19 protein-coding genes are annotated in these 21,705 nt (G+C 69.0%); 7 read left to right on the forward strand and 12 right to left on the reverse strand.

From position 1 onward, the window contains the following. Positions 1-175: 175 nt before the first annotated feature. From cydC to V3W46_RS04900, 4 genes are read right to left on the reverse strand one after another with little or no spacing between them, the layout of a single operon-like run. Positions 176-1,891 (reverse strand): thiol reductant ABC exporter subunit CydC, encoded by a 1,716-nt coding sequence (cydC, locus tag V3W46_RS04885; RefSeq protein WP_331781968.1) that lies wholly within the window; start codon positions 1,889-1,891, stop codon positions 176-178. Beyond that, positions 1,891-3,888 carry a thiol reductant ABC exporter subunit CydD gene (gene cydD, locus V3W46_RS04890; RefSeq protein ID WP_331781969.1) on the reverse strand — a complete coding sequence of 666 codons (1,998 nt, stop codon included), beginning with the start codon at positions 3,886-3,888 and terminating at the stop codon, positions 1,891-1,893. The genes cydC and cydD overlap by 1 nt, the downstream gene beginning before the upstream one ends. Then, positions 3,888-4,934 carry a cytochrome d ubiquinol oxidase subunit II gene (gene cydB / locus V3W46_RS04895; protein WP_331781970.1) on the reverse strand — a complete coding sequence of 349 codons (1,047 nt, stop codon included), beginning with the start codon at positions 4,932-4,934 and terminating at the stop codon, positions 3,888-3,890. The genes cydD and cydB overlap by 1 nt, the downstream gene beginning before the upstream one ends. Further along, positions 4,934-6,343 carry a cytochrome ubiquinol oxidase subunit I gene (locus V3W46_RS04900; protein ID WP_331781971.1) on the reverse strand — a complete coding sequence of 470 codons (1,410 nt, stop codon included), beginning with the start codon at positions 6,341-6,343 and terminating at the stop codon, positions 4,934-4,936. The genes cydB and V3W46_RS04900 overlap by 1 nt, the downstream gene beginning before the upstream one ends. Positions 6,344-6,508: 165 nt before the next feature. Between V3W46_RS04900 and V3W46_RS04905 the strand changes: the two genes are divergently transcribed. Together V3W46_RS04905 and V3W46_RS04910 are read left to right on the forward strand one after the other, a co-directional pair. Then, entirely contained in the window at positions 6,509-6,913 is a 405-nt protein-coding gene (locus V3W46_RS04905) for a BlaI/MecI/CopY family transcriptional regulator (protein WP_331781972.1), read from the forward strand. A 52-nt stretch (positions 6,914-6,965) separates the two neighbouring features. After that, on the forward strand, positions 6,966-7,955 hold the full coding sequence (locus tag V3W46_RS04910) for a M56 family metallopeptidase (protein WP_331781973.1): 990 nt from the start codon (positions 6,966-6,968) through the stop codon (positions 7,953-7,955). Between the two features lie 91 nt (positions 7,956-8,046). Here V3W46_RS04910 and V3W46_RS04915 read toward each other — a convergent pair whose 3' ends face one another. From V3W46_RS04915 to V3W46_RS04935, 5 genes are all read right to left on the reverse strand, one after another. Beyond that, positions 8,047-8,982 (reverse strand): ABC transporter substrate-binding protein, encoded by a 936-nt coding sequence (locus V3W46_RS04915; RefSeq protein WP_331781974.1) that lies wholly within the window; start codon positions 8,980-8,982, stop codon positions 8,047-8,049. Between the two features lie 2 nt (positions 8,983-8,984). Then, a complete protein-coding gene (locus tag V3W46_RS04920; RefSeq protein WP_331781975.1) occupies positions 8,985-9,722 on the reverse strand; it encodes an ABC transporter permease in 738 nt (245 codons plus the stop codon). Then, complete coding sequence (locus V3W46_RS04925; RefSeq protein ID WP_331781976.1) at positions 9,719-10,408, reverse strand: ABC transporter permease; 690 nt, start codon at positions 10,406-10,408, stop codon at positions 9,719-9,721. The genes V3W46_RS04920 and V3W46_RS04925 overlap by 4 nt, the downstream gene beginning before the upstream one ends. Further along, positions 10,405-11,217, reverse strand: a complete 813-nt coding sequence (locus V3W46_RS04930) for an ABC transporter ATP-binding protein (RefSeq protein WP_331781977.1) — start codon at positions 11,215-11,217, stop codon at positions 10,405-10,407. Before V3W46_RS04930 ends, V3W46_RS04925 begins: the two co-directional genes overlap by 4 nt. A 158-nt stretch (positions 11,218-11,375) precedes the next feature. Continuing rightward, on the reverse strand, positions 11,376-12,053 hold the full coding sequence (locus V3W46_RS04935; RefSeq protein ID WP_331781978.1) for a TetR family transcriptional regulator: 678 nt from the start codon (positions 12,051-12,053) through the stop codon (positions 11,376-11,378). A gap of 190 nt (positions 12,054-12,243) precedes the next feature. On the opposite strand from V3W46_RS04935, the gene V3W46_RS04940 reads away from it, so the two are divergent. Both V3W46_RS04940 and V3W46_RS04945 read left to right on the forward strand, forming a co-directional pair. Then, entirely contained in the window at positions 12,244-13,314 is a 1,071-nt protein-coding gene (locus V3W46_RS04940; protein ID WP_331781979.1) for an App1 family protein, read from the forward strand. Between the two features lie 10 nt (positions 13,315-13,324). Next, a complete protein-coding gene (locus V3W46_RS04945) occupies positions 13,325-14,422 on the forward strand; it encodes a winged helix DNA-binding domain-containing protein (RefSeq protein ID WP_331781980.1) in 1,098 nt (365 codons plus the stop codon). A 75-nt stretch (positions 14,423-14,497) separates the two neighbouring features. Here the strand turns inward: V3W46_RS04945 and V3W46_RS04950 are convergent, their stop codons facing one another. Further along, positions 14,498-15,052, reverse strand: coding sequence for a YceI family protein (locus tag V3W46_RS04950; protein ID WP_331781981.1), 555 nt, complete (start codon positions 15,050-15,052; stop codon positions 14,498-14,500). Positions 15,053-15,157: 105 nt separating this feature from the next. Here V3W46_RS04950 and V3W46_RS04955 point away from each other — a divergent pair, with 105 nt between their 5' ends. Continuing rightward, positions 15,158-15,787 carry a mycothiol-dependent nitroreductase Rv2466c family protein gene (locus V3W46_RS04955; RefSeq protein ID WP_331781982.1) on the forward strand — a complete coding sequence of 210 codons (630 nt, stop codon included), beginning with the start codon at positions 15,158-15,160 and terminating at the stop codon, positions 15,785-15,787. 73 nt (positions 15,788-15,860) lie between these two features. Further along, positions 15,861-17,123, forward strand: a complete 1,263-nt coding sequence (locus V3W46_RS04960; protein WP_331781983.1) for a hypothetical protein — start codon at positions 15,861-15,863, stop codon at positions 17,121-17,123. A gap of 28 nt (positions 17,124-17,151) precedes the next feature. On the opposite strand, the gene V3W46_RS04965 is transcribed toward V3W46_RS04960, so the two are convergent. Then, positions 17,152-17,988 carry a polysaccharide deacetylase family protein gene (locus V3W46_RS04965; protein ID WP_331781984.1) on the reverse strand — a complete coding sequence of 279 codons (837 nt, stop codon included), beginning with the start codon at positions 17,986-17,988 and terminating at the stop codon, positions 17,152-17,154. Between the two features lie 30 nt (positions 17,989-18,018). On the opposite strand from V3W46_RS04965, the gene V3W46_RS04970 reads away from it, so the two are divergent. Beyond that, positions 18,019-18,984: a UbiA family prenyltransferase gene (locus tag V3W46_RS04970; RefSeq protein WP_331781985.1), complete on the forward strand. Its 966-nt coding sequence runs from the start codon at positions 18,019-18,021 to the stop codon at positions 18,982-18,984. A 7-nt stretch (positions 18,985-18,991) separates the two neighbouring features. Here V3W46_RS04970 and V3W46_RS04975 read toward each other — a convergent pair whose 3' ends face one another. Next, a complete protein-coding gene (locus V3W46_RS04975; protein ID WP_331781986.1) occupies positions 18,992-21,661 on the reverse strand; it encodes a DEAD/DEAH box helicase in 2,670 nt (889 codons plus the stop codon). Positions 21,662-21,705 lie beyond the last annotated feature (44 nt).

The raw sequence follows: 21,705 nt of genomic DNA on the forward strand, positions 1-21,705 counted from the left end.
CGCATGGGTAGGCCGCGCGTCGACCAGGATGTGCTGAAGAATCAGGCCAGGCCGGGCCGGGCGGGGTCAAGCGAGCTCAGGCCAGGCGGGGCCAGGCAAGGCGGGGCCAGGCGGGGTCAAGCGAGGTCAGGCAAGGCGGGGCAGGGCGCGTCGCGGCAGGTCGGGTGAGGGGCGGTCAGGGCAGACGGAGGGTCTGCGTGACGAGGGCCGGCTGAACGGCGGCGTGCGAGATGAGCACCACCGAGCGCTCAGGGCCGGCGGCAGCCAGCAGCTCGGCGAGCAGCAGGTCGGCGCGCTCTGGGTCGACGTTCGCGGTGGGCTCGTCGAAGACCACGACCGCGAAGTCGGCCAGTAGCACGCGGGCCAGGGCGATGCGCTGGGCCTGTCCGCCCGAGACGAGGGCGCCGTGCTCGCCGAGCGGGGCGGAGAGTCCTCCGCGTTCGAGAGCCCAGTCGAGCAGGCCGACACGGTCGAGCACGTCGAGCAGGTCGTCGTCGGTCGCCGTGTCGTCGGCGAACAGCAGGTTCTGGCGCAGGTTCTCGTCGAAGAGGTAGGGCTGCTGCTCGCAGAGTCCGACGATCGAGCGTACGTCGGCCTGCGGCAGGGTACGAACGTCGATCCCATTGATCGTGTAGCCGCCGTCGACCTCCAGAAAGCGCACCAGCGCGTGGGCGAGGGTGGTCTTTCCCGCCCCGCTCGCTCCCGTGACCAGCACCCGGTCGCCGGGCCGGATGCTCAGCGAGACCCCCTCGATGGCCGGTGCCGCGGCGCCGGGCCAGCGCACCGACACGTTCCGCAGCTCGACGAGCGGGGCGCCGAGGTGCGGGGTGCCCCAGGGCTGCGCGCCGGTGGTCCCGTCCACGGGGATCTCCGGCGGCGCCACGGCCGGCACCGCGTCGGCCACCCGGGCCGCGCTCACACGCACCTGCCGCCACGCCCCGACGGCGAGCGGAACCATGCCGAACACCTCGAACACCGCGATCGGCACCAGCGCGAGCATCGCGAGCACGGGCCCGGTGATACCGCCTGCGAGCGTGCCCGATCCGGCACCGGCGGCCGCGGCGGCGACGGCGGCGGCACCGGTCGGCGGCACACCCAGCGCGGGAACTCCGACGAGCAGCGCGATGAGCGTCGCGGCTCCGGCCAGCAGCGACACGACAGCGGCGACCGCCCCGGCCCCCGACGCCTTGCCGAGCGCGGCGTCGGTCAGCCGGGCGTCGGCCTCGCGCAGGCCGGCGAGGCGGGCATCCACCGCCCCGTAGGCGACCAGAACGTCGAGGTTTGCGACAACGTCGAGGGCGCGGTCGGCGACGTCGGCGCGCAGCGGTGAGAGGTCGGCTTCGGCGCGGCCCGCGAGACGGAGGTTGACGAGGGTGCCGAGCGCGAAGGCGAGGGTGAGGGTGACGGCGAGGGCGATTCCGGCGGCGGGCAGCAGGATGCACGTGCCGACCACGGCGGCGACGCACACCACGAGCGACACCAGCAGGGGCTGCACCACCCTCAGCGGAAGGTTCTGCAGCTCATCGACGTCGCCCACGAGCCGCGCGAGCAGGTCGGCGCGTCGCGTGCCGCGCAGCCCGTCGGGCGCGAGTGGAACCAGCCGCTCGTAGATACCCACCCGCAGGTCGGCCAGCCCGCGGAACGCGGCGTCGTGGCTCGCGAGCCGCTCGAGATACCGAAAGGATGCCCGCCCGAGCGCCGCGGCCCGAACACCGACGATCGCGGCCGACAGAAACAGTATGGGCGGTTCGTCGGCCGCCCTCGTGATGAGCCAGGCGGATGTCGCGAGCAGCCCCACCGCGGCCGCCGCACGCAGCACGCCGAACAGCAGTCCGGGGGCGAACGACTTCCAGCGCGGCTGGGCGAGGCGCAGTACCTCGGCGGTCTGCATCAGCGCACCGCCTCTCGGTCGGCCGCCACCGGCTCGGCGGTGGTAACCGGCTCGCGGGGCGCTACCGGTTCGCGGGTAGCCGCCGGCTCGCGGGGTACTACCGGTTCGCGGGTAGCCGCCGGCTCGCGCGTGGCCACCGGTTCGCGGGCCGCGACCGATCCGCGCGTGACCGCCGCCTGGTCGCCGGCCGCCGCCGGCTCAGCGGCCGCCGCCGGCTGGCTGGCCGACGAGAGGGGGCGCGCGAGGGTGACGCGGTGGCCGGCGGCAGCGACGACGGCAGGGCGGTGCGAGACCACGACGACGGTGGTTCCGGCGGCGGCGAGCTCGCGAAGGCCCGCGATCAGTCGCCCTTCTGTGGCGGCGTCGAGGGCCGAGCTCGGTTCGTCGAGCACGACGACCGGGCAGTGGCGCTCGAGAGCGCGGTAGAACGCGCGGGCGACGGCCACGCGTTGCGCCTGGCCGCCCGAGAGGCCCCATCCGTTCACGCCGAGCAGGGTGGCGGGGTCGAGGTCGTCGGCGGCGGCCAGTCTCATCGCCCGCTCAACGAGCGCGGGTGCGGGGGCCGCGGTGCCGAGGGTGATGTTGTCGGCGATGGTCGCCGCGAGGAGGCCGGGCCGCTGGCCCGCCCATGCGATGTCGTCGAGGCTGAGCCGTCTCTCCGCGCCGGTGGCGACCGCGGTGGCCGCGCCGGAGGCCCCCGTGGGGCCGGTGGCGAGCCCGGAAGCCCCGGTGGCGACCTTCGCAGCGCCGGCGGCGACCTCCGCACCACCGGGTGCGGTGACGCCCGCGGCGTTCCGGCTCGAGGTCGTGATCGCGCCGGAGAACGGCACGAAGCCGAGCATCGCCGCGACGAGACTCGACTTGCCGGCTCCGCTCGGGCCGGAGACGACGGTCAGCGCGCCGCCCGGAAAGACGCCGCAGAACGCGTCGACGGCCACGTCGTCGCCGTGGCGCACCGTGACCGCATCGAGCACCACGGTCACTCCCGCAGCCGGCCCCGCAGCCGATTCAGCCGCCACGGCAGGCGCGGCCGGGCCGGCCGACGGCACCGCATCGAGAATCTCGAAGACGTCGTCGGTGGCCGCCACGCCGTCTGCCGCCGCGTGGAACTGCGCCCCCACCTGGCGCAGCGGCAGGAAGGCCTCGGGCGCGAGCATCAGCACGAACAGCCCCACCCCGAGCGCCAGCGACCCGTCGACCAGCCGCAGGCCGATCGAGACCGCGACCAGCGCGACCGACAGGCTCGCGGCCAGCTCGAGCGCGAATCCGCTCAGGAACGACAGGCGCAGCACCTTCATCGTCGTCGAGCGGTATTCGTCGGTCACCGAACGGATGCGCGCCGCCTGCCGCTTCTCGCGCCCGAACACCTTCAGCGTGGAGAGCCCCTCGACAACGTCGAGGAACCCGGTCGCCAGCCGGCTGAGCTGCTGCCACTGGTCGGCCTGCGCCTTCTCGGTGGCCCGGCCGATCAGCACCATGAACACGGGGATGAGCGGCAGGGTCAGCAGCACCGTGAGTCCACTCTGCCAATCGGCCAGAAACAGTACGACGACGAGCACCGGCATCACCACGACGGTCAGGATGAGCTGGGGCAGGTACTTCGCGAAGTACGTGTCGAGGGCATCCAATCCGCTCGTGATCACGGTCGTGATGGCCACGCTGTTGCGCGTCGCCAGCCATGACGGCCCGAGCCACGGCAGGGCCGCCAGCACCTCGCGCCGCAGCTGGCTCTTGACGATGGCCGCGCCGCGCGCCGCGTTGACCTCGGTCAACCAGGCGAGTGCCGAGCGGGCCAGCACGACCCCGGCGAGCGCCGCGAGCGAGGGCAGCAGCTCCCCCAGCCCCGCGCCTCCGATCGCGCGCACCACGACCGAGTTCACCAGCCACGCGAACGCCACGATGCACGCCACCTGCCCCAGGGCGAGCACCGCGCCGACGGCGAAGAAGGCACGCGCAGCTCCGGCGTAGCGCAGCAGGCGCCTGTCGACGGGCTTCATCAGGCGCCTGCCGCCACGTCTGCCGACCCGTGGGCCGCACCCGGCTCGGCCTCGCCGGTGATGGATGCCCGGGTCAGCCGCTTGCGGAACACCCAGTATGTGAACCCCTGGTACAGCAGGATGAGCGGCACGAACACCAGCGCGACCCAGCTCATGATCGTGAGGGTGTACCCCGACGATGAGGCGTTCTGGATGGTCAGGCTGTGCGCCGGGTCGTTCGTGGCCGGCATGACGTCGGGCATCAGCGAGACGAACAGGCTCAACACGGCGATGCCGATGGTGGCCGCCATCAGGGCGAACGACCAGCGCTCTGCGCCGCGCAGGTTCAGCAGGTACGCCCCGACCAGCGTGACGGCAGCGACGGCCGACAGGATGCCCGACCAGACGGTGCCGAACGACACCGTCGTCCACACCAGGAAGGCGGCCGCGACGACGATCGTGAGCAGCCCCGACCGAACGGCGAGCGCCCGGGCCCGCTCACGGATCGGGCCGTCGGTCTTGAGCGAGACGAAGATGACGCCGTGGGTGAAGAAGAGCAACAGTGTGGTGAGTCCGCCGAGAATCGCGTAGGGGCTGAACAGGTCGAGCACGCTGCCGGTGAAGTTGAACCCAGCATCGAGCGGCACACCGCGAACGACGTTCGAGAACACCAGGCCCCACAGGAAGGCGGGCACTGCAGAGCCGATCACGATCATCCGGTCGAAGCGTCTCTTCCAGGCAGCCTCGGGGCGCTGGTGCCGGTACTCGAACGAGACTCCGCGCAGGATGAGCGCCAGCAGAATCGCGAGCATGACCAGGTAGAAGCCGCTGAACAGGGTCGCGTACCACTCGGGGAAGGCGGCGAACAGCGAAGCCCCGGCGACGATCACCCAGGTCTCGTTGAGATCCCAGATCGGCCCGATGGTGTTGATGAGCACGCGGCGGTCGGTATCGTCGCGGCCGAGGAACGGCAGCGTCATGCCGACGCCGAAGTCGAACCCGTCGAGCACGAAGTACCCGATGAAGAAGAAGCCGATGACGAAGAACCAGAGGGTGGGCAGATCCATCAGTACACCGTCGCTTCGTGGCTGATCTCGCCGGTGGTCTTGTCGGGTATCGGCGGCTCGTCGGGCCCCTTCTGGATGGCCTTCTTGATGAGCTTGAACTCGACGACGGCCAGGGTGCCGTAGATGAGGGTGAATGCGATGAGCGAGATGAGCACCTCGAGCCCGGTCGTGTTCGGCGACACCGCGTCAGACGTCTTCAGCAGGCTGAACACGATCCACGGCTGCCGGCCCATCTCGGTGAAGACCCAGCCGACGATCATCGCGGCGAGCGGCAGGGGCGCCGCCCAGATGGCCACGTTCCACATCCAGCGCTTGGGCTCGCGACCCTTGCGGGTGGCCCAGAGGCCGGCCACGGCGATGGCGATCGACACCACACCGAACAGGATCATGTAGCGGAACGCCCAGTAGGTGACCCAGATGATCGGCGTGTAGTCGCCGGGGCCGTACAGCTGCGAGTACTGGGCCTGCAGATCGTTGATGCCCTCGACCGTTCCGTCGAACGTGTGCGTCGACAGGAACGACAGCAGGTACGGTATGCGAATCGAGAACAGCTCGCTCACGCCATCGGGTGTGCCGAGCGTGAACAGCGAGAACGAGGCGTTCGCGCCGGTGGCCGTGTTGTAGAGCGCCTCCGCGGCGGCCATCTTCATGGGCTGCGTCGAGACCATCGCGAGCCCCAGCTGGTCGCCCGACAGAATGGTCAGGATGCCGGCTCCCACCATCATCCAGAGCCCGAACTTCAGCGCCGGGCGCATGGTGTCGACGTGCTGTCTTCTCTTCAGGTGCCAGGCGGCGGCGCAGATGATCAGCGCGGCACTGACCATGAAGCAGGCGAAGATGGTGTGCGGAAAGGCGGCCAGCGCGACCTTGTTGGTCAGCAGGGCCCAGATGTCGGTCAGCTCGGCGCGGCCCTTGGCCTGGTTGATCTCGTAGCCGACCGGGTTCTGCATGAAGGCGTTGGCCGCGATGATGAAGTAGGCCGAGAGCACGCCGCCGACGGCCGTGACCCAGATGGTGGCGAGATGCAGCTTTCGCGGCAGCCTGTCCCAGCCGAAGATCCACAACCCGATGAAGGTCGCCTCGAGGAAGAACGCGAGGAGGCCCTCGAGAGCGAGCGGGGCGCCGAACACGTCGCCGACGAAGCGGGAGTAGTCAGACCAGTTCATGCCGAACTGGAACTCCTGCACGATTCCGGTCACCACGCCCATGGCGAAGTTGATCAGGAAGATCCTGCCGAAGAACTTCGTCAGCTGCAGGTACTTCGCCTTGTCGGTGCGAACCCACGCCGTTTGGAACAGCGCGACCGTGACCGAGAGCCCGATGGTGAGGGGCACGAAAAGAAAGTGGTAGATCGTGGTCAGGCCGAATTGCCAGCGTGACAGCAGAAGTGGATCAAGCAGGTCGTTCACAGCGCCTCCGCGTGTCAACCGCTCAGTGATTTCTGAGCTACCATTATGCGATTTCCCGGGTGCATCGGGTAGTTCTACATTGTGTAGAAAAGCATCTTCTACTGAGTGTAGAACACTTTTCTACCCGGCGTAGAACAATTTCACGAAAGGCGGTAATCTGGGGCAATGGCAACTCTGGGTGAACTCGAACGCTCCATCATGGAGCGCCTCTGGTCGACGGGCGAGCCGGTCTCGGCCGCCGAGCTGCGCGACGAGCTGGCGCACAAGACCAGTGCCGGCAATGAACTTGCTCTCACCACCATGCTCACCGTGCTGTCACGGCTCGAACGCAAGGGTTTCGTCGACCGCAACCGCAAGGTGAGGCCGCACCTCTATTACGCCGTCACCACCCGCGCCGACCACACGGCCGAGCTGTTGCAGCAGGCGCTCGGCGGCGAACCCGACCGTGCCGCCGCGCTGGCGCACTTCGTGGGCACCGTCAGCCCCGAAGAGGCCGCAACACTGCGCCGCCTCCTGGATGACCGCGCCAACCAACAGCCTGACACTCCCACCTCCCCCACCTCCCTCTGAGCCGGGTCAGGGGCGGCGAGTACGCTGGGCGGGTGATCGGTGAGGTGAGCGCGTGCTGAATTCGATGCTCGTCGCCTCTGCGACGCTCGCAGTGCTCGCGGTGCTGCTGGCCTGGCCGGTGCCCGTGCTGCTCGCCAAGGCGCACTGGCCCTCACGCTCACCCGGTGTCGCCCTGGCTGCCTGGTCTGCCATCGCCCTGGCCGGAGGGTTCTCGATGATCGGCTCGCTGGTCACCTTCGGCCTCGCGCCGTTCAGCTCGAGCCTGGTGCACGGCCTGGCCGCGCTGCCGCCGCTGGTCTTCAGCGGCCCGTTGCCGCCCGACGTCGGGCTCATCGACATATTCGCCCTCAGCAGCGCAGCACTGCTCGCCGCCCACCTCGTGCTGAACCTCGTCGTCACCTCGGTTCGCACCGAGCGCCAGCGCCGCCGGCACCGTTCGCTGGTCGAGTTGCTCAGCACTCCCCTGCTCGGCCGGCCCGGAACGCACATCATCGACTCCCCCGCGCCCGTCGCCTACTGCCTGCCCGGTGCGCGCACCGTCACCGTACTCTCAGAGGGGCTGGTCACCCGGCTCAGCACCGACCAGCTCGAGGCCGTCATCGCCCACGAGAAGGGCCACCTGCGCCAGCAGCACCACATCGTGCTGGTCGCGTTCGAATCGTGGCGCAGCGCGCTGCCCTGGTTCCCGATCGCGACACGGGCCCAGGTCGCCGTATCAGTACTCGTCGAGATGCTCGCCGACGACCAGAGCCGCAGAAACACGGATGACCTCACCCTCGCCGAGGCCATCACCATCGTCGGCTCTGCCGAGACCGAGACGATCGTGCAGCGTCGCGGCGGCGGACTCGCCGCGCTGGCGGTGGCAGAACGGCCGACGACGGCGCCCCCGGCGCGCGCGGGTGAGGCGCTCGACCCGGTGTCGGCGCGCGTCGAGCGGCTCGTGCATCCGCAGCCCCCGCTCTCGATCGGCGCACGCGCGTTCATCGTGGGGCTGGCCGTGGTGTTGCTGGCGATTCCCACCGTCTTCCTGCTGGCCTCCTAGCGGGAAGCAGCCGGGCCGGTGCCGGCAGAGCCGCACGACAGAACCGGGCCGCCTTCCGAAGGAGACGACCCGGTTCACGCGAGAACGCCTCTTAGAAGAGGTTCTCTTTCGCCAGCCACGCCTTCGCGATGTCGGCAGACGACTTCTGGTCGACCGTGCTCTCATCGTTCAGCGCCGCGAGCTCCGACGACGTCAGCGCCGCGTCGACCTTGTTGATCACCGAGGTGACCTCGGGCGTCGCGGCCGACTTGTTGATGATCGGCACCACGTTCGACGACAGGATGAGACCCTTCGGGTCTTGCAGCACCACGAGGTTGTTCGTGGTGATCGCCGACGACGAGGTGTAGATGTCGGCCACCTGCACTGTGTTGTCGAGCAGCGCCTTGACGGTCAGCGGGCCGCCCGAGTCACCGATCGGCGTGAAGGCGAGCGTCACACCGTAGGTGCTCTTCGCGCCGTCGGGGCCGTAGGGCCGCGTGCTGAACTCCTGGTTGGCGCCCAGGGTGGCGTTCGGCACCTTCGACAGGTCGGCGATGGTGGTCAGCCCGTACTGGTCGGCGAGCGCCTTCGTGACGACATACGCGTCTTGATCGGCGGCCGGGGCCTGGTCGAGCACCTCGAGGTCTGCCGGAACAGCCTTCTGCAGCGCTGCGTAGACGTCGTCAGACGTCGTGGCGGTCGCCGACGGGTCGAGGTACTGCAGGAGGTTGCCCGTGTACTCGGGGAACAGCGTGATGGTGCCGTTCTCGACCGACGGCATGTACGCGTCGCGCTGGCCGATGTTGAACTGCCGGGTCACGGTCTGGCCGTTGGCCTCGAGAGCCTGAGCGTAGATCTCGGCGATGATCTCGTTGGAGTAGTACGCCTGCGAGCCGATGACGATGGTGCCGGCACCTGCACTGCCCGAGGCGGTCGAGCCCCCGCCGAGCGGAGTGCTACTCGAGGAACACCCTGCCAGTGCGACTGCCGCACTGACCGCGATAGCGGCGATGGCGCCGATACGGCCTTTCTTCCCTGCTGTGAACATTGCTATTTCCCTTCTTGGATGGGGGATCCCACCGTCGCGCGCGACCGGACTGGCCGCGAACGAACGTCTTTCACCTGCCCCGCGGTGACACCGCGTGGCACGATCAACCTCTGCGCGAGGGCGAATATGCCCTCGAGAATCAATGCGAGTGCCGTGACCACGATCGATGCGCCCAGCAGTTCGACGTAGTTGCGGGTGGCCAGGCCGTCGTTGATGTACACACCGAGCGCGCCGCCGCTCGCGAAATAGGCCAGTGTGGCGGTCGCCACCACCTGCAGGATGCCCGACCGGATGCCCGCCACGATGAGCGGCGCCCCGAGGGGCACCTCCACCTTCGTCAGCACCTGCCACTCGGTCATGCCCATGGCACGGGCAGCGTCGACCGTGCGCTTGTCGACCGCCTCGATGCCGGCGTACGCCCCCGAGAGCACCGGCGGAATCGCCAGGATGACGAACGCCAGCAGCGGCGCTTTGAAGCCGATGCCGATGAGCAGGGCGAAGATGATGAGCAGGCCGAGGCTCGGCAGCGCGCGCAGGCCGCCCGAGAGCGACACGGCGAGGTCTCGGCCCTTGCCGGTGTGCCCGATCAGCAGGCCCAGCGGGATGGCGATGATGGCGGCGATCGCCACGGCCCCGAAGGTGTAGGCGAGCTGCTCGAGGATGCGGCTCTGCATGTCGCCGGGGCCGCTCCAGCGCGCAGGATCGAAGATCCAGTCGATGCCCTGCAGAATGAAGTTCATGCGCCCACCGCCGCAACGGGCAGGCGGCGAGCATGCCGACGGCCGGCTCGCCGGTCGGCCCTCGTCCAGGGCATCAGCAGGCGGCCGATGCCCACCAGGATGAGGTCGAACACGATCGCGATCACGAGGGTGGCCACGATGCCGCTGATCACCTCGCCCGGAATGTCGCGCTGCAGGCCGTTCAAGAACAGGTAGCCGAGGCTGGTGACGCCGATGACCGAGCCGATGCTGACCAGGCTGACCGTGCTGACCGAGACGACCCGCAGCCCGGCCAGCAGCACGGGGCCGGCGAGGGGGAACTCCACCTTCCAGAACCGGCTCCAGCCCGAGAAGCCCATGGCGGTGGCGGCCTGCTTGGTATCGGGGTCGACCGAGGCCAGGGCATCCGCCGTCTGGCGCACCATGAGCGCCACGGCGTAGATCGTGAGCCCCACGATCACGTTCACGGGGTCGAGGATGCCCGTACCGATGATGGCCGGAAGCGCGATGAACAGCGGCAGCGAGGGAATCGTGTAGAGCAGCCCGCTGATGGTGAGCAGCGCACCCCGGGTGACGCGGAACCGGTTGGCGAGCCAGCCGAGCGGCAGCGAGATGACGAAGCCGAGGATGATCGGCGGAATGGCGAGCGCGACCTGGATGAGCGTCAGGCTCCACACCAGGCCGAGGTTGTTGGCGACCCAGTTCACGAGGTCAGCACCCCGGTGGGGCGCCCGTCGTCGTCGACGACGACGTTTCGGCCGTTGACGACCTCGACGCGCAGGGCACGCCGGCCCCGGTCGGCGCCGATGAAGGTGGCCACGAAGTCGGTCGCGGGCTTCGACAGGATCTCGGCCGGTGTGCCGGACTGGGCGATGCGGCCGCCCTTCTCGAGCAGCACGACCTGGTCGCCGAGCAGGAAGGCCTCGTCGATGTCGTGGGTCACGAACACGATGGTCTTGCCGAGTTCGCGCTGGATGCGGATGAGCTCCTGCTGCAGTTCGGCACGCACGATCGGGTCGACGGCGCCGAACGGTTCGTCCATCAGCAGGATGTTCGGGTCGGCGGCGAGCCCGCGTGCCACGCCCACGCGCTGCTGCTGACCGCCCGACAGCTGGCTCGGGTAGCGGTCGGCGAGCGAACGGTCGAGCCCGACGGTGTCGAGCAGGGCCAGGGCGGAGGCCCGGGCATCCGCCTTCTTCACCCCGTTCAGCAGTGGAACGGTGGCGACGTTGTCGATCACCTTGCGGTGCGGCAGCAGGCCCGAGTTCTGCATGACGTAGCCGATGCTGCGGCGCAGCTTCACCGGGTTCAGCGCGTAGATGCTCTCGCCGTCGATCTCTATCTCGCCGCTGGTCTTGTCGACCATGCGGTTGATCATGCGCAGGATGGTGGTCTTGCCCGAGCCCGACGACCCCACCAGAACGGTCGTCTGCCGCGCCGGAATCACCAGACTGAATTCGTCGACGGCGACAGTTCCGTCGGGGAACTGTTTGGTGACCGTGCGGAATTCGATCATGTCGTCGCCCTCTTCGTCGGGTTAAGGTGTGCGCCAAGCAAAACATCTCTGAACGGCGTTGGCAAAGCCTGGGCCGTCCCTTGACGAATTGTTTCGCGTACTACCGACATTCGCCGCGCACGCGGGCGCGGCGGTGAGAAGCGGTGACCGCGGAGGCCCTAGTCGGCCTCGACGACCGCGTCGTCGCTCACCGACGTGAGGTACGAGTGCACGATCTTGCGGGCCTCGGCGATGATGGCCGCATCGCCCTTCTTGTCGGTGACGAACGCACGCGTGAGCAGGGCGTCGGTCATGTTCACCGACATCTCGATGCGCAGGGTGAGCTCGTCGGTCTCGACCACGCCGAAGTCTTCGCTGATGATCGCCGCGAACGCCTTCGCGATGCGGGCAGAACGGATGCTCGCAGGCTCGACCTCGGGGTACGACACCAGGTCGCCGAGGCGGATGGAGGTGAAGCCCACCTCGGTGCGGTGCATCTCGACGCCGGTGTCGAACGAGATCATCAGCAGATCGATCCACGATGCGGGCTTGTCGCGCAGGATGTTCTCGCGGGTCTGACGCAGGAAGCGATCCATGCTGCGCAGGCTGAGCGCCGACAGAACGGCGATGCGGTCGGGGAAGTACCGGTAGACCGTGCCGATCGACGCGCCCGCGCGTTCGGCCACCATGGCCGTGGTCATGCGCTCGACACCGACCTCTTCGACGACCTCGGCCGCGGCGTCGACGAGGGCCGAGATACGGGTCGAACTGCGAACCTGAACCGGCTCGTTGCGAACGTTGACCATCTCGAGCAGGGTTTCGTCGATGAGCTTACTGAGCGACACTTTCTTAGCCATCCCCTTCGTTGTTGCAAGTAACCTCATGTTACTCGCAGCAGACGATTCCTCGGTGTTCGGCGAATGAGTCTTTGTAAATTCCCTAGCATTTGACAGGAATTGCCGTCGGAAATCTTAGAACTTACATTGTTTTCCGTCACCGCCCCCGGCCGTTCCGGTGCCTGACAGCCTCATCTGACAGACTGTGCGGGTGTCCCCCGAGCCAGAACAGACCTTCTCCCCGCCCAAGGTCACTCCTGAACTCATCCTGCACAGGGCCGCGCGAATCGAAGACGCGTTCCACGAGTTCCGCGAGAACCGGGCGCGCAAACGCGGGTACCACACCACGGTCATCCCCTACACCGGCTACGGCTCGACCACCTGGATCAGGGTGCTCAGCCGCGTGCTGCTGACCCGCGACAAGAAACAGCGCCGCCGCCTGCCGATCATCGGCCGACGCGACGAGACGGTGCGCGGCTGGCGCAGCTTCACCAGCGTGCCTGTGAACGAGGTCGAGGTCACCGTCACCGTCGACGGCTCGGTGCACCTGGTGAAAGCCGACCGCGGCGGCGTCGTCGACGTCGAGGTGCCGGTGAGCCTCCAGCCCGGCTGGCACACCATCACGCTGCAGGCCGAAGATTCGCAGGCGGTGGATGCCCCCATCTTCGTCATCGACCCGAACGCGAAGTTCGGGGTCGTGAGCGACATCGACGACACGGTCATGGTCACCGCCCTGCCGCGTCCGCTGCTCGCCGCCTGGAACACCTTCGTGCTCGATGAGCACGCGCGCATGCCCACCCCGGGCATGGCCGTTCTGCTCGACCGGCTCGCCTCCGGGCATCCGGGTTCGCCCACCATCTACCTCTCGACGGGCGCCTGGAACGTCGCGCCCACGCTCACCCGCTTTCTCTCGCGCAACCTCTACCCGTCGGGCGCTCTGCTGCTCACCGACTGGGGCCCGACGCACGACCGGCTGTTCCGCAGCGGCCGCGAGCACAAGCGCGACAACCTGCACCGGCTCGCCTCCGAGTTCCCCGACGTGAAGTGGCTGCTGGTCGGCGACGACGGCCAGCACGACGAAGAGATCTACGGCGAGTTCGAAGACCTGCACCCCGAGAACGTCGCGGCGATCGCCATCAGGCAGCTCTCGCCGAGCGAGGCGGTGCTGGCCGGCGGCCGGTCGAAGGCCGAAGACATGTCAGAGAAGTCGCAGGCGCTCTGGGTCTATGCACCCGACGGCGCCGGGCTCGCGAAGCAATTGCGGTCGGCCGGCCTGGTCTGACCCCGCGACCATGAAGCCCACCGATCGCTCGCGCCTGGCCCGCCTGAGACTGGCGAGTCAGCGCATCGGGTCGGGCGATGAGACCACGGCGGCCGAGCTGGTGCGCTGGATGACCGCCAGCCAGGCCCAAGACCTGCCGGGCGCCAAGTGGTCTGTCGCCCTGCGTTCGGCGGGTCTCACGGCGGCCGACGTCGACGTCGCGCTCGACCGCGGCGAGTTCGTGCGGTCGTGGCCGTTCCGCGGCACCCTGCACTTCGTCGCAGGCGAAGACCTCGGCTGGATGCTCGACCTGACCGCGACGCGAACCATCGCCGGTGCCGCGTCGAGGCACCGCGGTCTCGGCCTCGACACGGCCACGTTCGACGCTGCCCGCGCGATCGCCGAGAAGGCCCTGGCGGGTGGAACGGCGCTGACGCGCGACGAGCTCTTCGCGGCGTTCCAGGCGAACGGGGTGGCGACCGACGGGCAGCGCGGGGCGCACCTGCTGTGGTACCTCAGCCACACCAAGGTGCTCTGCTTCGGCCCGATGGTCGGCAGGCAGCAGGCACTCGTGCTGCTCGACGAGTGGGTCGGGCATCCGCGTCGCCTCGACCGTGACGAGAGCCTCGGCGAACTCGTGCTGCGGTACATGAGGAGTCACGGTCCGGCGACGCTGAAGGACTTTCTCTGGTGGTCGAAGGTGCTCGTACCGGAGGCCCGAGCCGGCCTCGAGCTCGCCCGCGGTGAGCTGGAGTCGATCGATGTCGACGGGGCCACGTACTGGCTGGCAGCCGGGTCGCTCGACGCCGATCTCGACGCCGACACCGCGACGGCGCGCTCGTCGGTACACCTGCTGCCCGGCTTCGACGAGTATCTGCTCGGCTACACCGACCGCGGCGCCGCGCTCGACGCCGGGCACTTCGAACGCATCGTTCCGGGCAGCAACGGCATGTTTCTGCCGACGATCGTGGCGGGCGGGCGCGTGGTGGGCACGTGGTCGCGCAAGGCGGGGCCGAAGAAGGTCACGGTGACGGCCGACGCGTTCGGCGAGCTGACGGCGGCGCAGCGGAGTGGATTCGCGGCCGGGGCCGCCCGGTACGCCGACTATCTCGGTCTGCCGCTCGGCTGACACCCGCCGCCACGGCCATAACGACAGAACGCCGGCCCGCGAGCTGGTCGCGGGCCGGCGTTCGAAACCGGGAGGTTACGCCTGGAGCGAGGCCTGCAGGTCGATGTTGATGGTCACGTCGTCGCCGACGAGAACGCCACCGGCCTCGAGCGGAGCGTTCCAGCTCACGCCGAAGTCGTTGCGGTTGATGACCGTCTTCGCGGTCAGCCCCAGCTTGTAGTTGCCGTACAGGTCGTTTCCGAAGCCACCGAACTCGACGGTGAAGGTGACCTTCTTGGTGACGCCCTTGATGGTCAGGTCGCCGGTGACGAGCAGGTCGTCCTTCTCGGCGACGACGCTGTCAGAGACGAAGCTGAGGGTCGGAAACTCGGGAGCGTTGAAGAAGTCGTTGGTGCGCAGGTGGCCGTCGCGGTTCGCGTCGCCCGTGTTGATCGACTCGACCTCTGCGGTCGCGGTCAGCTTGGTGTCGAGGGGGCTCTCACCGGTCACGAAGGTCGCGTCGAACTTCTCGAACTTGCCCTTGACCTTGCTGATGAGCAGGTGGCGAACGCTGAACGAGACCTCGCTGTGCGACGGGTCGATGGTCCAGGTGCCGGCTTTGTGACCGGGGATCGTGTAGGTGTCAGTCATGGTGTCTCTTCTCTGTCTAACCGAAAGGGATACGAGCATTGCGGCCCGTGTCAATACAAATGTATCGAGTCGCGGGTTTATTCCCACGGGTGAGAGAGTTTGTTCATGGCACATTCACCGACTCGCGTTGATTTCTGGTTCGACCCCTCCTGCCCGTGGGCCTGGATGACCAGCCGGTGGGTCGACGACGTCTCGGCCCATCGCGACCTCGACGTCACCTGGAACATCATGAGCCTGGCGATCCTGAATGAGAACACCGACGTCTCCGATGAGTACCGGGCCTTCTTTCCGCGCGCGCTGCGGTACGCCCAGCTGATCGCCGCCGCGAAGGAGCTGCACGGCCAGGAGGTCGTCAAGCCGTTGTACGACGCTCTCGGTACGCGCATCCACCTCGGCCAGCGCACCGACGCAGACGCGGTGATGGCCGAGTCGCTCGCCGAGGTGGGGCTGCCCGCCGACCTCATCGAGAACGCCCCTGCCGACCCCGAGGCGAACCCGTATGCGTTCGAAGACCAGCTTCGCGCCTCGCACCGCAGCGGAATCGACCTCGTCGGCCAAGACGTGGGAACGCCCATCATCAGCGTGAACGACGTGGCCTTCTTCGGCCCCGTGATCTCGCCGGCGCCGAAGGGCGAGATGGCGCTGACGCTGTGGGACGGAGTGGTCGCCGCCGCCTCGTACGACGGCTTCTTCGAACTGAAGCGCAGCCGCACCCGGGGCCCCGACTTCAGCTGAGCGTGCTCTGGGCGTGCTCTGGGCGCGCCGCGTCGCGCCGCGGTTTTTCTCGAAGGTCGCTTAGCGTGGAGCCATGACACGTTCGGCGCGCCTGCTCACCGGTGCCGTTCTCGTGGTGGCGGCGACCCTCGTGTCGCCGCTCACGGCGAGTGCGGCATCCACGGCGAGCGCCGCTGCGGGCGCCACCGCGTCATCCGCTGCGAACGCGGCCACGACAGCGACCGGCCCGGGCTCGGCGAGCGCTCAGGGGCTCGGCACGGTCATCCTCACCGACTACCCCAGCTGGGACGACGTGAACGCGGCCAAGGCGAATGAGGCCGCCAAGCAGGCCGAGGTCGACAACATCAACAGCCTGCTCACGAGCCTCGAGGCCCAGGCGGCCGAGCTCGGCGACGCCGCGGTGAAGGCGGGTAACGACTACCTCAAGGCGGCCGCCGCCCTGCAGTCGGCGACGCAGGTGGCGACCACCGCCGCCCAGCGCGCGACCGACGCCGACACGAAGGCGGCCGCCGCCAAGCAGCAGGTGGGGGCGCTCGCCGCCTCGCTCTATCGCTCGGGCGGCGACACGACCGCCTCGCTGCTGCTCGGCGGCGGCGGCACCGCCGACTCCCTGCTCTACCAGCTCGGCACCATGAGCCAGCTCACCGCGCAGTCTGCCCGGCTCAATGAGATCGCCGCGTCGGCGCAGAACCTCGCCGCGACGCTCGACGCCCAGGCGACCGTGGCCGAGACGGCGCGGCAGCAGCTCGCCACCGCCGCGCAGCAGGCCGCCGACGACGCCAAGGCCGCGCAGGAGGCGGCCGACGCCCAGGTCGTCGACCAGAAGGCCAAGAGCGACGTGCTGTACGCGCAGCTGGCCTCGCTGCAGAACTCGACGGCCGAGGTCGAAGAGCAGTACCGCCAGGGCCAGATCGCTGCGGCCGCCGCGCTCGCCCAGCAGCAGGCCGCCGAGGCGGCAGCGAACGCGGGGTCTGATTCGGGTTCGGGGTCGAGCGAGGGGCTGCCGCCGGGCTCGGTCGACGTGAATCCGTCGTCGGCCCAGGCCTACGCCGCCTCGCGGGTCTCGGCGATGGGCTGGGGCTCAGACCAGTTCTCGTGCCTGGTCAGCCTGTGGAACCGCGAGTCTGGCTGGCGGGTCAACGCCTACAACGAAGACAGTGGCGCCTACGGCATCCCGCAGTCGCTGCCGGGCAACAAGATGGCGACGGCCGGCGCCGACTGGCGCACCAACGCGCAGACCCAGATCAACTGGGGCCTGTCGTACATCTCGCGGGCCTACGGCACACCGTGCGGGGCCTGGGCGCACTCGCAGAACACGAACCCGCACTGGTACTGAGCCCGCGCGGCGGCGGCCTCTTCCCTGTTCAGGCCGTGAACACGTCGTTCAGCGTCACCGTCTGCAGGCCCCGGCTCTGGATGATCTGCATCAGCTGCCCGAACACCTCGGTGACCGGGCCGTAGTTCAGGTGCCCGATCACCACGTGCTGCGGCAGGAACCACTGCGTCGCGAAGTCGACCACCTGCTGGTCGGTGATCAGCGACGAGTCTGAGAGCGAGCCGTACCAGAGCACCGGGGCGGTGTAGCCGATGCTGGCAGCGAGCCTGTCGGTGTGGTGGTTGCGAAAGCCGTAGGGCGGCCGGTAGTAGGGGCGGGCATCCACCCCGTAGGTGCTCAGAATGAAGTCGTGGTTCTTCTGCAGCTCGTCGATGACGTCGTCGTCGCTGATCGAGGTGAGGTCGGCGTGATCCCAGGTGTGGTTGCCGAGCTGTATCTGGCCGCTCGCGACCAGGGGGCGCAGCAGGGCGGCGTTCTCTGTCCAGCCGGAGTAGGTGCCGTTGACGAAGAACGTGAGCCGGGTGCCGGTGGATGCCGCGAACTCGACGTACTTGCGAATGACGTCGCCGCTCGTGCCGTCGTCGACCGTCCAGGCGAGCAGGTTGCCGTCGCCGGGAAGGTCGGAGATGACGCCGTCGGGCAGCGGCACCCGCTCAAGCGCCGGCGGGGTCTGCAGCAGGGTCGGAGTGGGAGTCGGCGTCGGCGTCGGGCTGGGAGTCGGGGTCGGGGTTGCGCGGGCCGTCGGCGTCGGCCGGGCGGTGCTCGATGAGGCGGCGAACACGACGGGAGACTCGCGCGCGCACGCGCTCAGCGTCAGCGCGGATGCACCGGCAGCCGCTATCGTGAGAAACAGTCGGCGATCCACGTCGAAACACTATCGGCCGGAGGCCCGGCGGTGACAGATCTGCCCTCCCCCACTTCGGGGGACGAATTCCGCGAGACGCCGGTGCCCGGTGGCGCGGGTGACACCGTCGGCGCTGGTGGCGCGGGTGACACGGCTGGAGCAGCCGGCCGCAGCGCCGGTGGAGACGGGGGCGTGGTCGCCGGGCTGTGGGGGGCGAGCCACCCGGGGCCGACCGTGGCCGTCACGGTGCTGTCGCTCGTGCTCGGCGTCGCCATCGGGCTGCCGGTGGCCAGGCTGCTCGAGGTGGGGTTCGCAGTGTTCACCGGGCAGCTGTCGATCGGCTGGTCGAACGACTGGCTCGACGCCCGCCGTGACGCCCAGGTCGGCCGAACCGACAAACCGACGGCGACGGGAGCCGTGCGGCCCGAGACCGTTCGAACAGCCTTCATCGTGGCGGTTGTGGCGGTCATCCCGTTATCGCTCCTGCTGGGCGCTGCGGCCGCGGTGGCGCACCTGGTGCTGGTCGCATCGGGGCTCGCCTACAACCTCGGGCTGAAGAAGACCGCCCTGTCGTGGCTGCCGTTCGCGGTGAGCTTCGGCCTGCTGCCGGTGGTGGTGACGCTCGCGGCCGCGCCGCCCGGCCTGGCCCGCTGGTGGGTCGTCGCCGCCGGAGCCCTGCTGGGGGTCGCCGCCCACTTCGCCAATGTGCTGCCCGACCTCGACGACGACCGCGCGACCGGCGTGCGGGGCCTGCCGCACCGGCTCGGCCGCGTGGCGTCTGGTCTGTTCGCATTCGGCGCGCTGCTGGTCGCGGCCGCTCTGGCCACCTTCGGGGCGGGCCGGATGCCCGAGGCGGTGCCGCTCGTCGCCTTCGCGCTCGACGTGCTGATCGCGGCCTGCGGCGTGTGGCTGGTGCTGACGCGCCCACCGGCCCGGCTGCTCTTTCGCCTCATCATCGCCAGCGCGCTGCTCGCCGTGCTCAGCCTCGCCCTCTCGGGCTCGTCCCTGATCGCGTGAAGCGGAGTCAGAGGCGGTTGACGCCGCGCACACGCACGACCGCGACACCCTGCTCGGCCGACGCCGTGAGGTCGACCTCGGCATCGATGCCCCAGTCGTGGTCTGCGTCGGGGTCGTCGAACGTCTGCCGCACGACCCACACGTCGGGCTGCTCGGTGATGCTCAGCATCGACGCGCTGCGGGCCGCCGCGCCGGTGCCGAGAAAGTCGTACTCGGCGAAGTAGGCGTCGAGAGCATCCGCCCAGTTCTCGGCGGTGAAGCCCGAACCGGTGGCCGCTTCGAGCTCGCCCAGCTCGTCGACCTTCTCGAGCGCGGCCAGCTGCACCCGGCGGAAGAGCTCGTTGCGCACCAGGATGCGAAAGGCCCGCTGGTTCGACACGACGCTGTGCGGCGCGGGCGGCAGCACGGCCGTCACCCCGCGGCCCGCGCCGGCGACCAGGTCTGCCTCGTCTTGCACATCGGCCGGATTCGTCAGCTCCTCCCACTCGTCGAGCAGGCTCGAGTCGACCTGGCGCACGAGTTCGCCCAGCCACTCGATGAGGTCGACCAGGTCGACCGTCTTCGCCTCGTCGGGAATCGTCGAGCGTGCCGCCTTGAACGCGTCGGAGAAATACCGCAGCACCAGCCCCTCCGACCGGTTCAGCTTGTAGAACCCGATGTAGTCGTTGAAGGTCATCGCGCGCTCGTAGAGGTCGCGCACCACCGTCTTCGGGCTGAGCTCGAAGTCGCCCACCCACGGCTGCGAGGCGCGGTAGGTCTCGAAGGCGGCCGCCAGCAGCTCTTCGAGCGGCTTGGGGTGGGTGATCTGTTCGAGAATCTCCATGCGCTGGTCGTACTCGATGCCCTCGGCCTTCATCGCGGCGACAGCCTCACCCTTGGCCTGGAACTGCTGCGCAGAGAGCACCGGGCGCGGGTCGTCGAGGGTGGCCTCGAGAACCGAGATCATGTCGAGGGCATAGGTGGGGGCATCCGCGTCGAGCAGGTCGAACACGGCCAGGGCGAACGGCGACAGCGGCTGGTTGAGCGCGAAGTTCGGCTGCAGGTCGACGGTGAGTCGGATGCTCACGAACCCGTTCGCGTCGGGCGGCAGCTGCTCGACGATGCCCGCCGTGCGCAGCGTGCGGTAGATCGCCAGCGCCTGACGCTCGAGTTCGAGCTGCCGGGAACGCGGCTCATGATTGTCGTCGAGCAGGTGCCGCACGGCCGCGAACGCGTCGAACGGATGCCCGGGGCGGTCGCCCGCGGCACCGTCTGACCCGCGCCCGATGATGTTCAGCAGCATCGCGTGGTTGATCTGCATGCTGCTCGTCAGTGTCTCGGGCTCGGCCGCGATGAGGCGGTTGAAGCTCGGCTCGCCCCACGACACGAAGCCCTCGGGAGCCCGCTTCTTCACGATGCGCTTCAGCTTCTTCGGGTCGTCGCCGGCCTTGGCCACCAGCCGGGCGTTCTCGGTCTCGTGTTCGGGCGCCTGGCAGACCACCGTTCCGGCGGTGTCGTAGCCGGCGCGGCCCGCCCGGCCCGCCACCTGGTGGAACTCGCGGGCGGTGAGCTGGCGCATGCGCGTGCCGTCGAACTTGGTGAGCGCGGTCAGCAGCACCGTGCGGATCGGCACGTTGATGCCGACGCCCAAGGTGTCGGTACCGCAGATGACGCGCAGCAGGCCGCGCTGGGCGAGCTGCTCGACCAGCCGGCGGTACTTCGGCAGCATGCCGGCGTGGTGCACGCCGATACCGGCCCTGATCAGCCGCGACAGCGTGCGGCCGAAGTTCGTGGTGAAGCGGAAGTCGCCGATCGCCTCGGCGATCTCGTCTCGCTGCTCGCGGCTGACGATCTTCACGCTCGACAGCGCCTGGGCCCGTTCGAGCGCCGCGAGCTGTGAGAAGTGCACCACGTAGATCGGTGCCTGGGCGGTCTTCAGCAGGTCTTCGACCGTCTCGTGCACCGGCGTCGTCGCGTAGTAGTAGTGCAGCGGAACCGGCCGCTCGACGCCGGTGACCACCGCCGTCTCACGGTTCGTGCGGCGGCTCAGGTCTTTCGACAGCCAGTCGACATCGCCGAGCGTGGCCGACATCAGGATGAACTGCACGCGGGGCAGCGTCAGCAGCGGAACCTGCCAAGCCCAGCCGCGCTCGGGGTCGGAGTAGAAGTGGAACTCGTCCATCACGACTTGGTCGACGGGGGCATCCGCCCCGTGCCGCAGCGCGATGTTCGCCAGGATCTCGGCCGTGCAGCAGATGATCGGGGCGTCGGCGTTCACGCTCGAGTCGCCGGTGACCATGCCCACGTTGGTCGGCCCGAAGATCTCGACCAGGGCGAAGAACTTCTCGCTGACCAGCGCCTTGATGGGGGCGGTGTAGAACGTGCGCCGACCGTCGGCCAGTGCGGCGAAGTGCGCGGCGACCGCGACCAGCGACTTGCCCGTGCCCGTCGGCGTGCTCAGAATGACGTTGGCGCCCGAGACGATCTCGATGATCGCCTCCTCCTGCGCCGGATACAGGGTGAGACCGCGCGAGGCGGTGTACTCGGTGAAGCGTTCGAAGACCAGGTCGGGGTCGGCGGGCTCGGCGGGCTCGTCGGCCCCGGATGCCCGCTCGCCGGCGGTGTCTCGGGGTGCCGGGCTCGGGGCCTCGGGCAGATAGTTGACCAGCGAAACGAGCGAGTCGAGCTGGGCATCCATTCTTCGAGCGTACGCGACCCGTCGGCGGCGCACCGTTGCGGCAG

This window comes from Subtercola sp. YIM 133946 (assembly GCF_036553535.1).
GTDB lineage: Bacteria > Actinomycetota > Actinomycetes > Actinomycetales > Microbacteriaceae > Subtercola.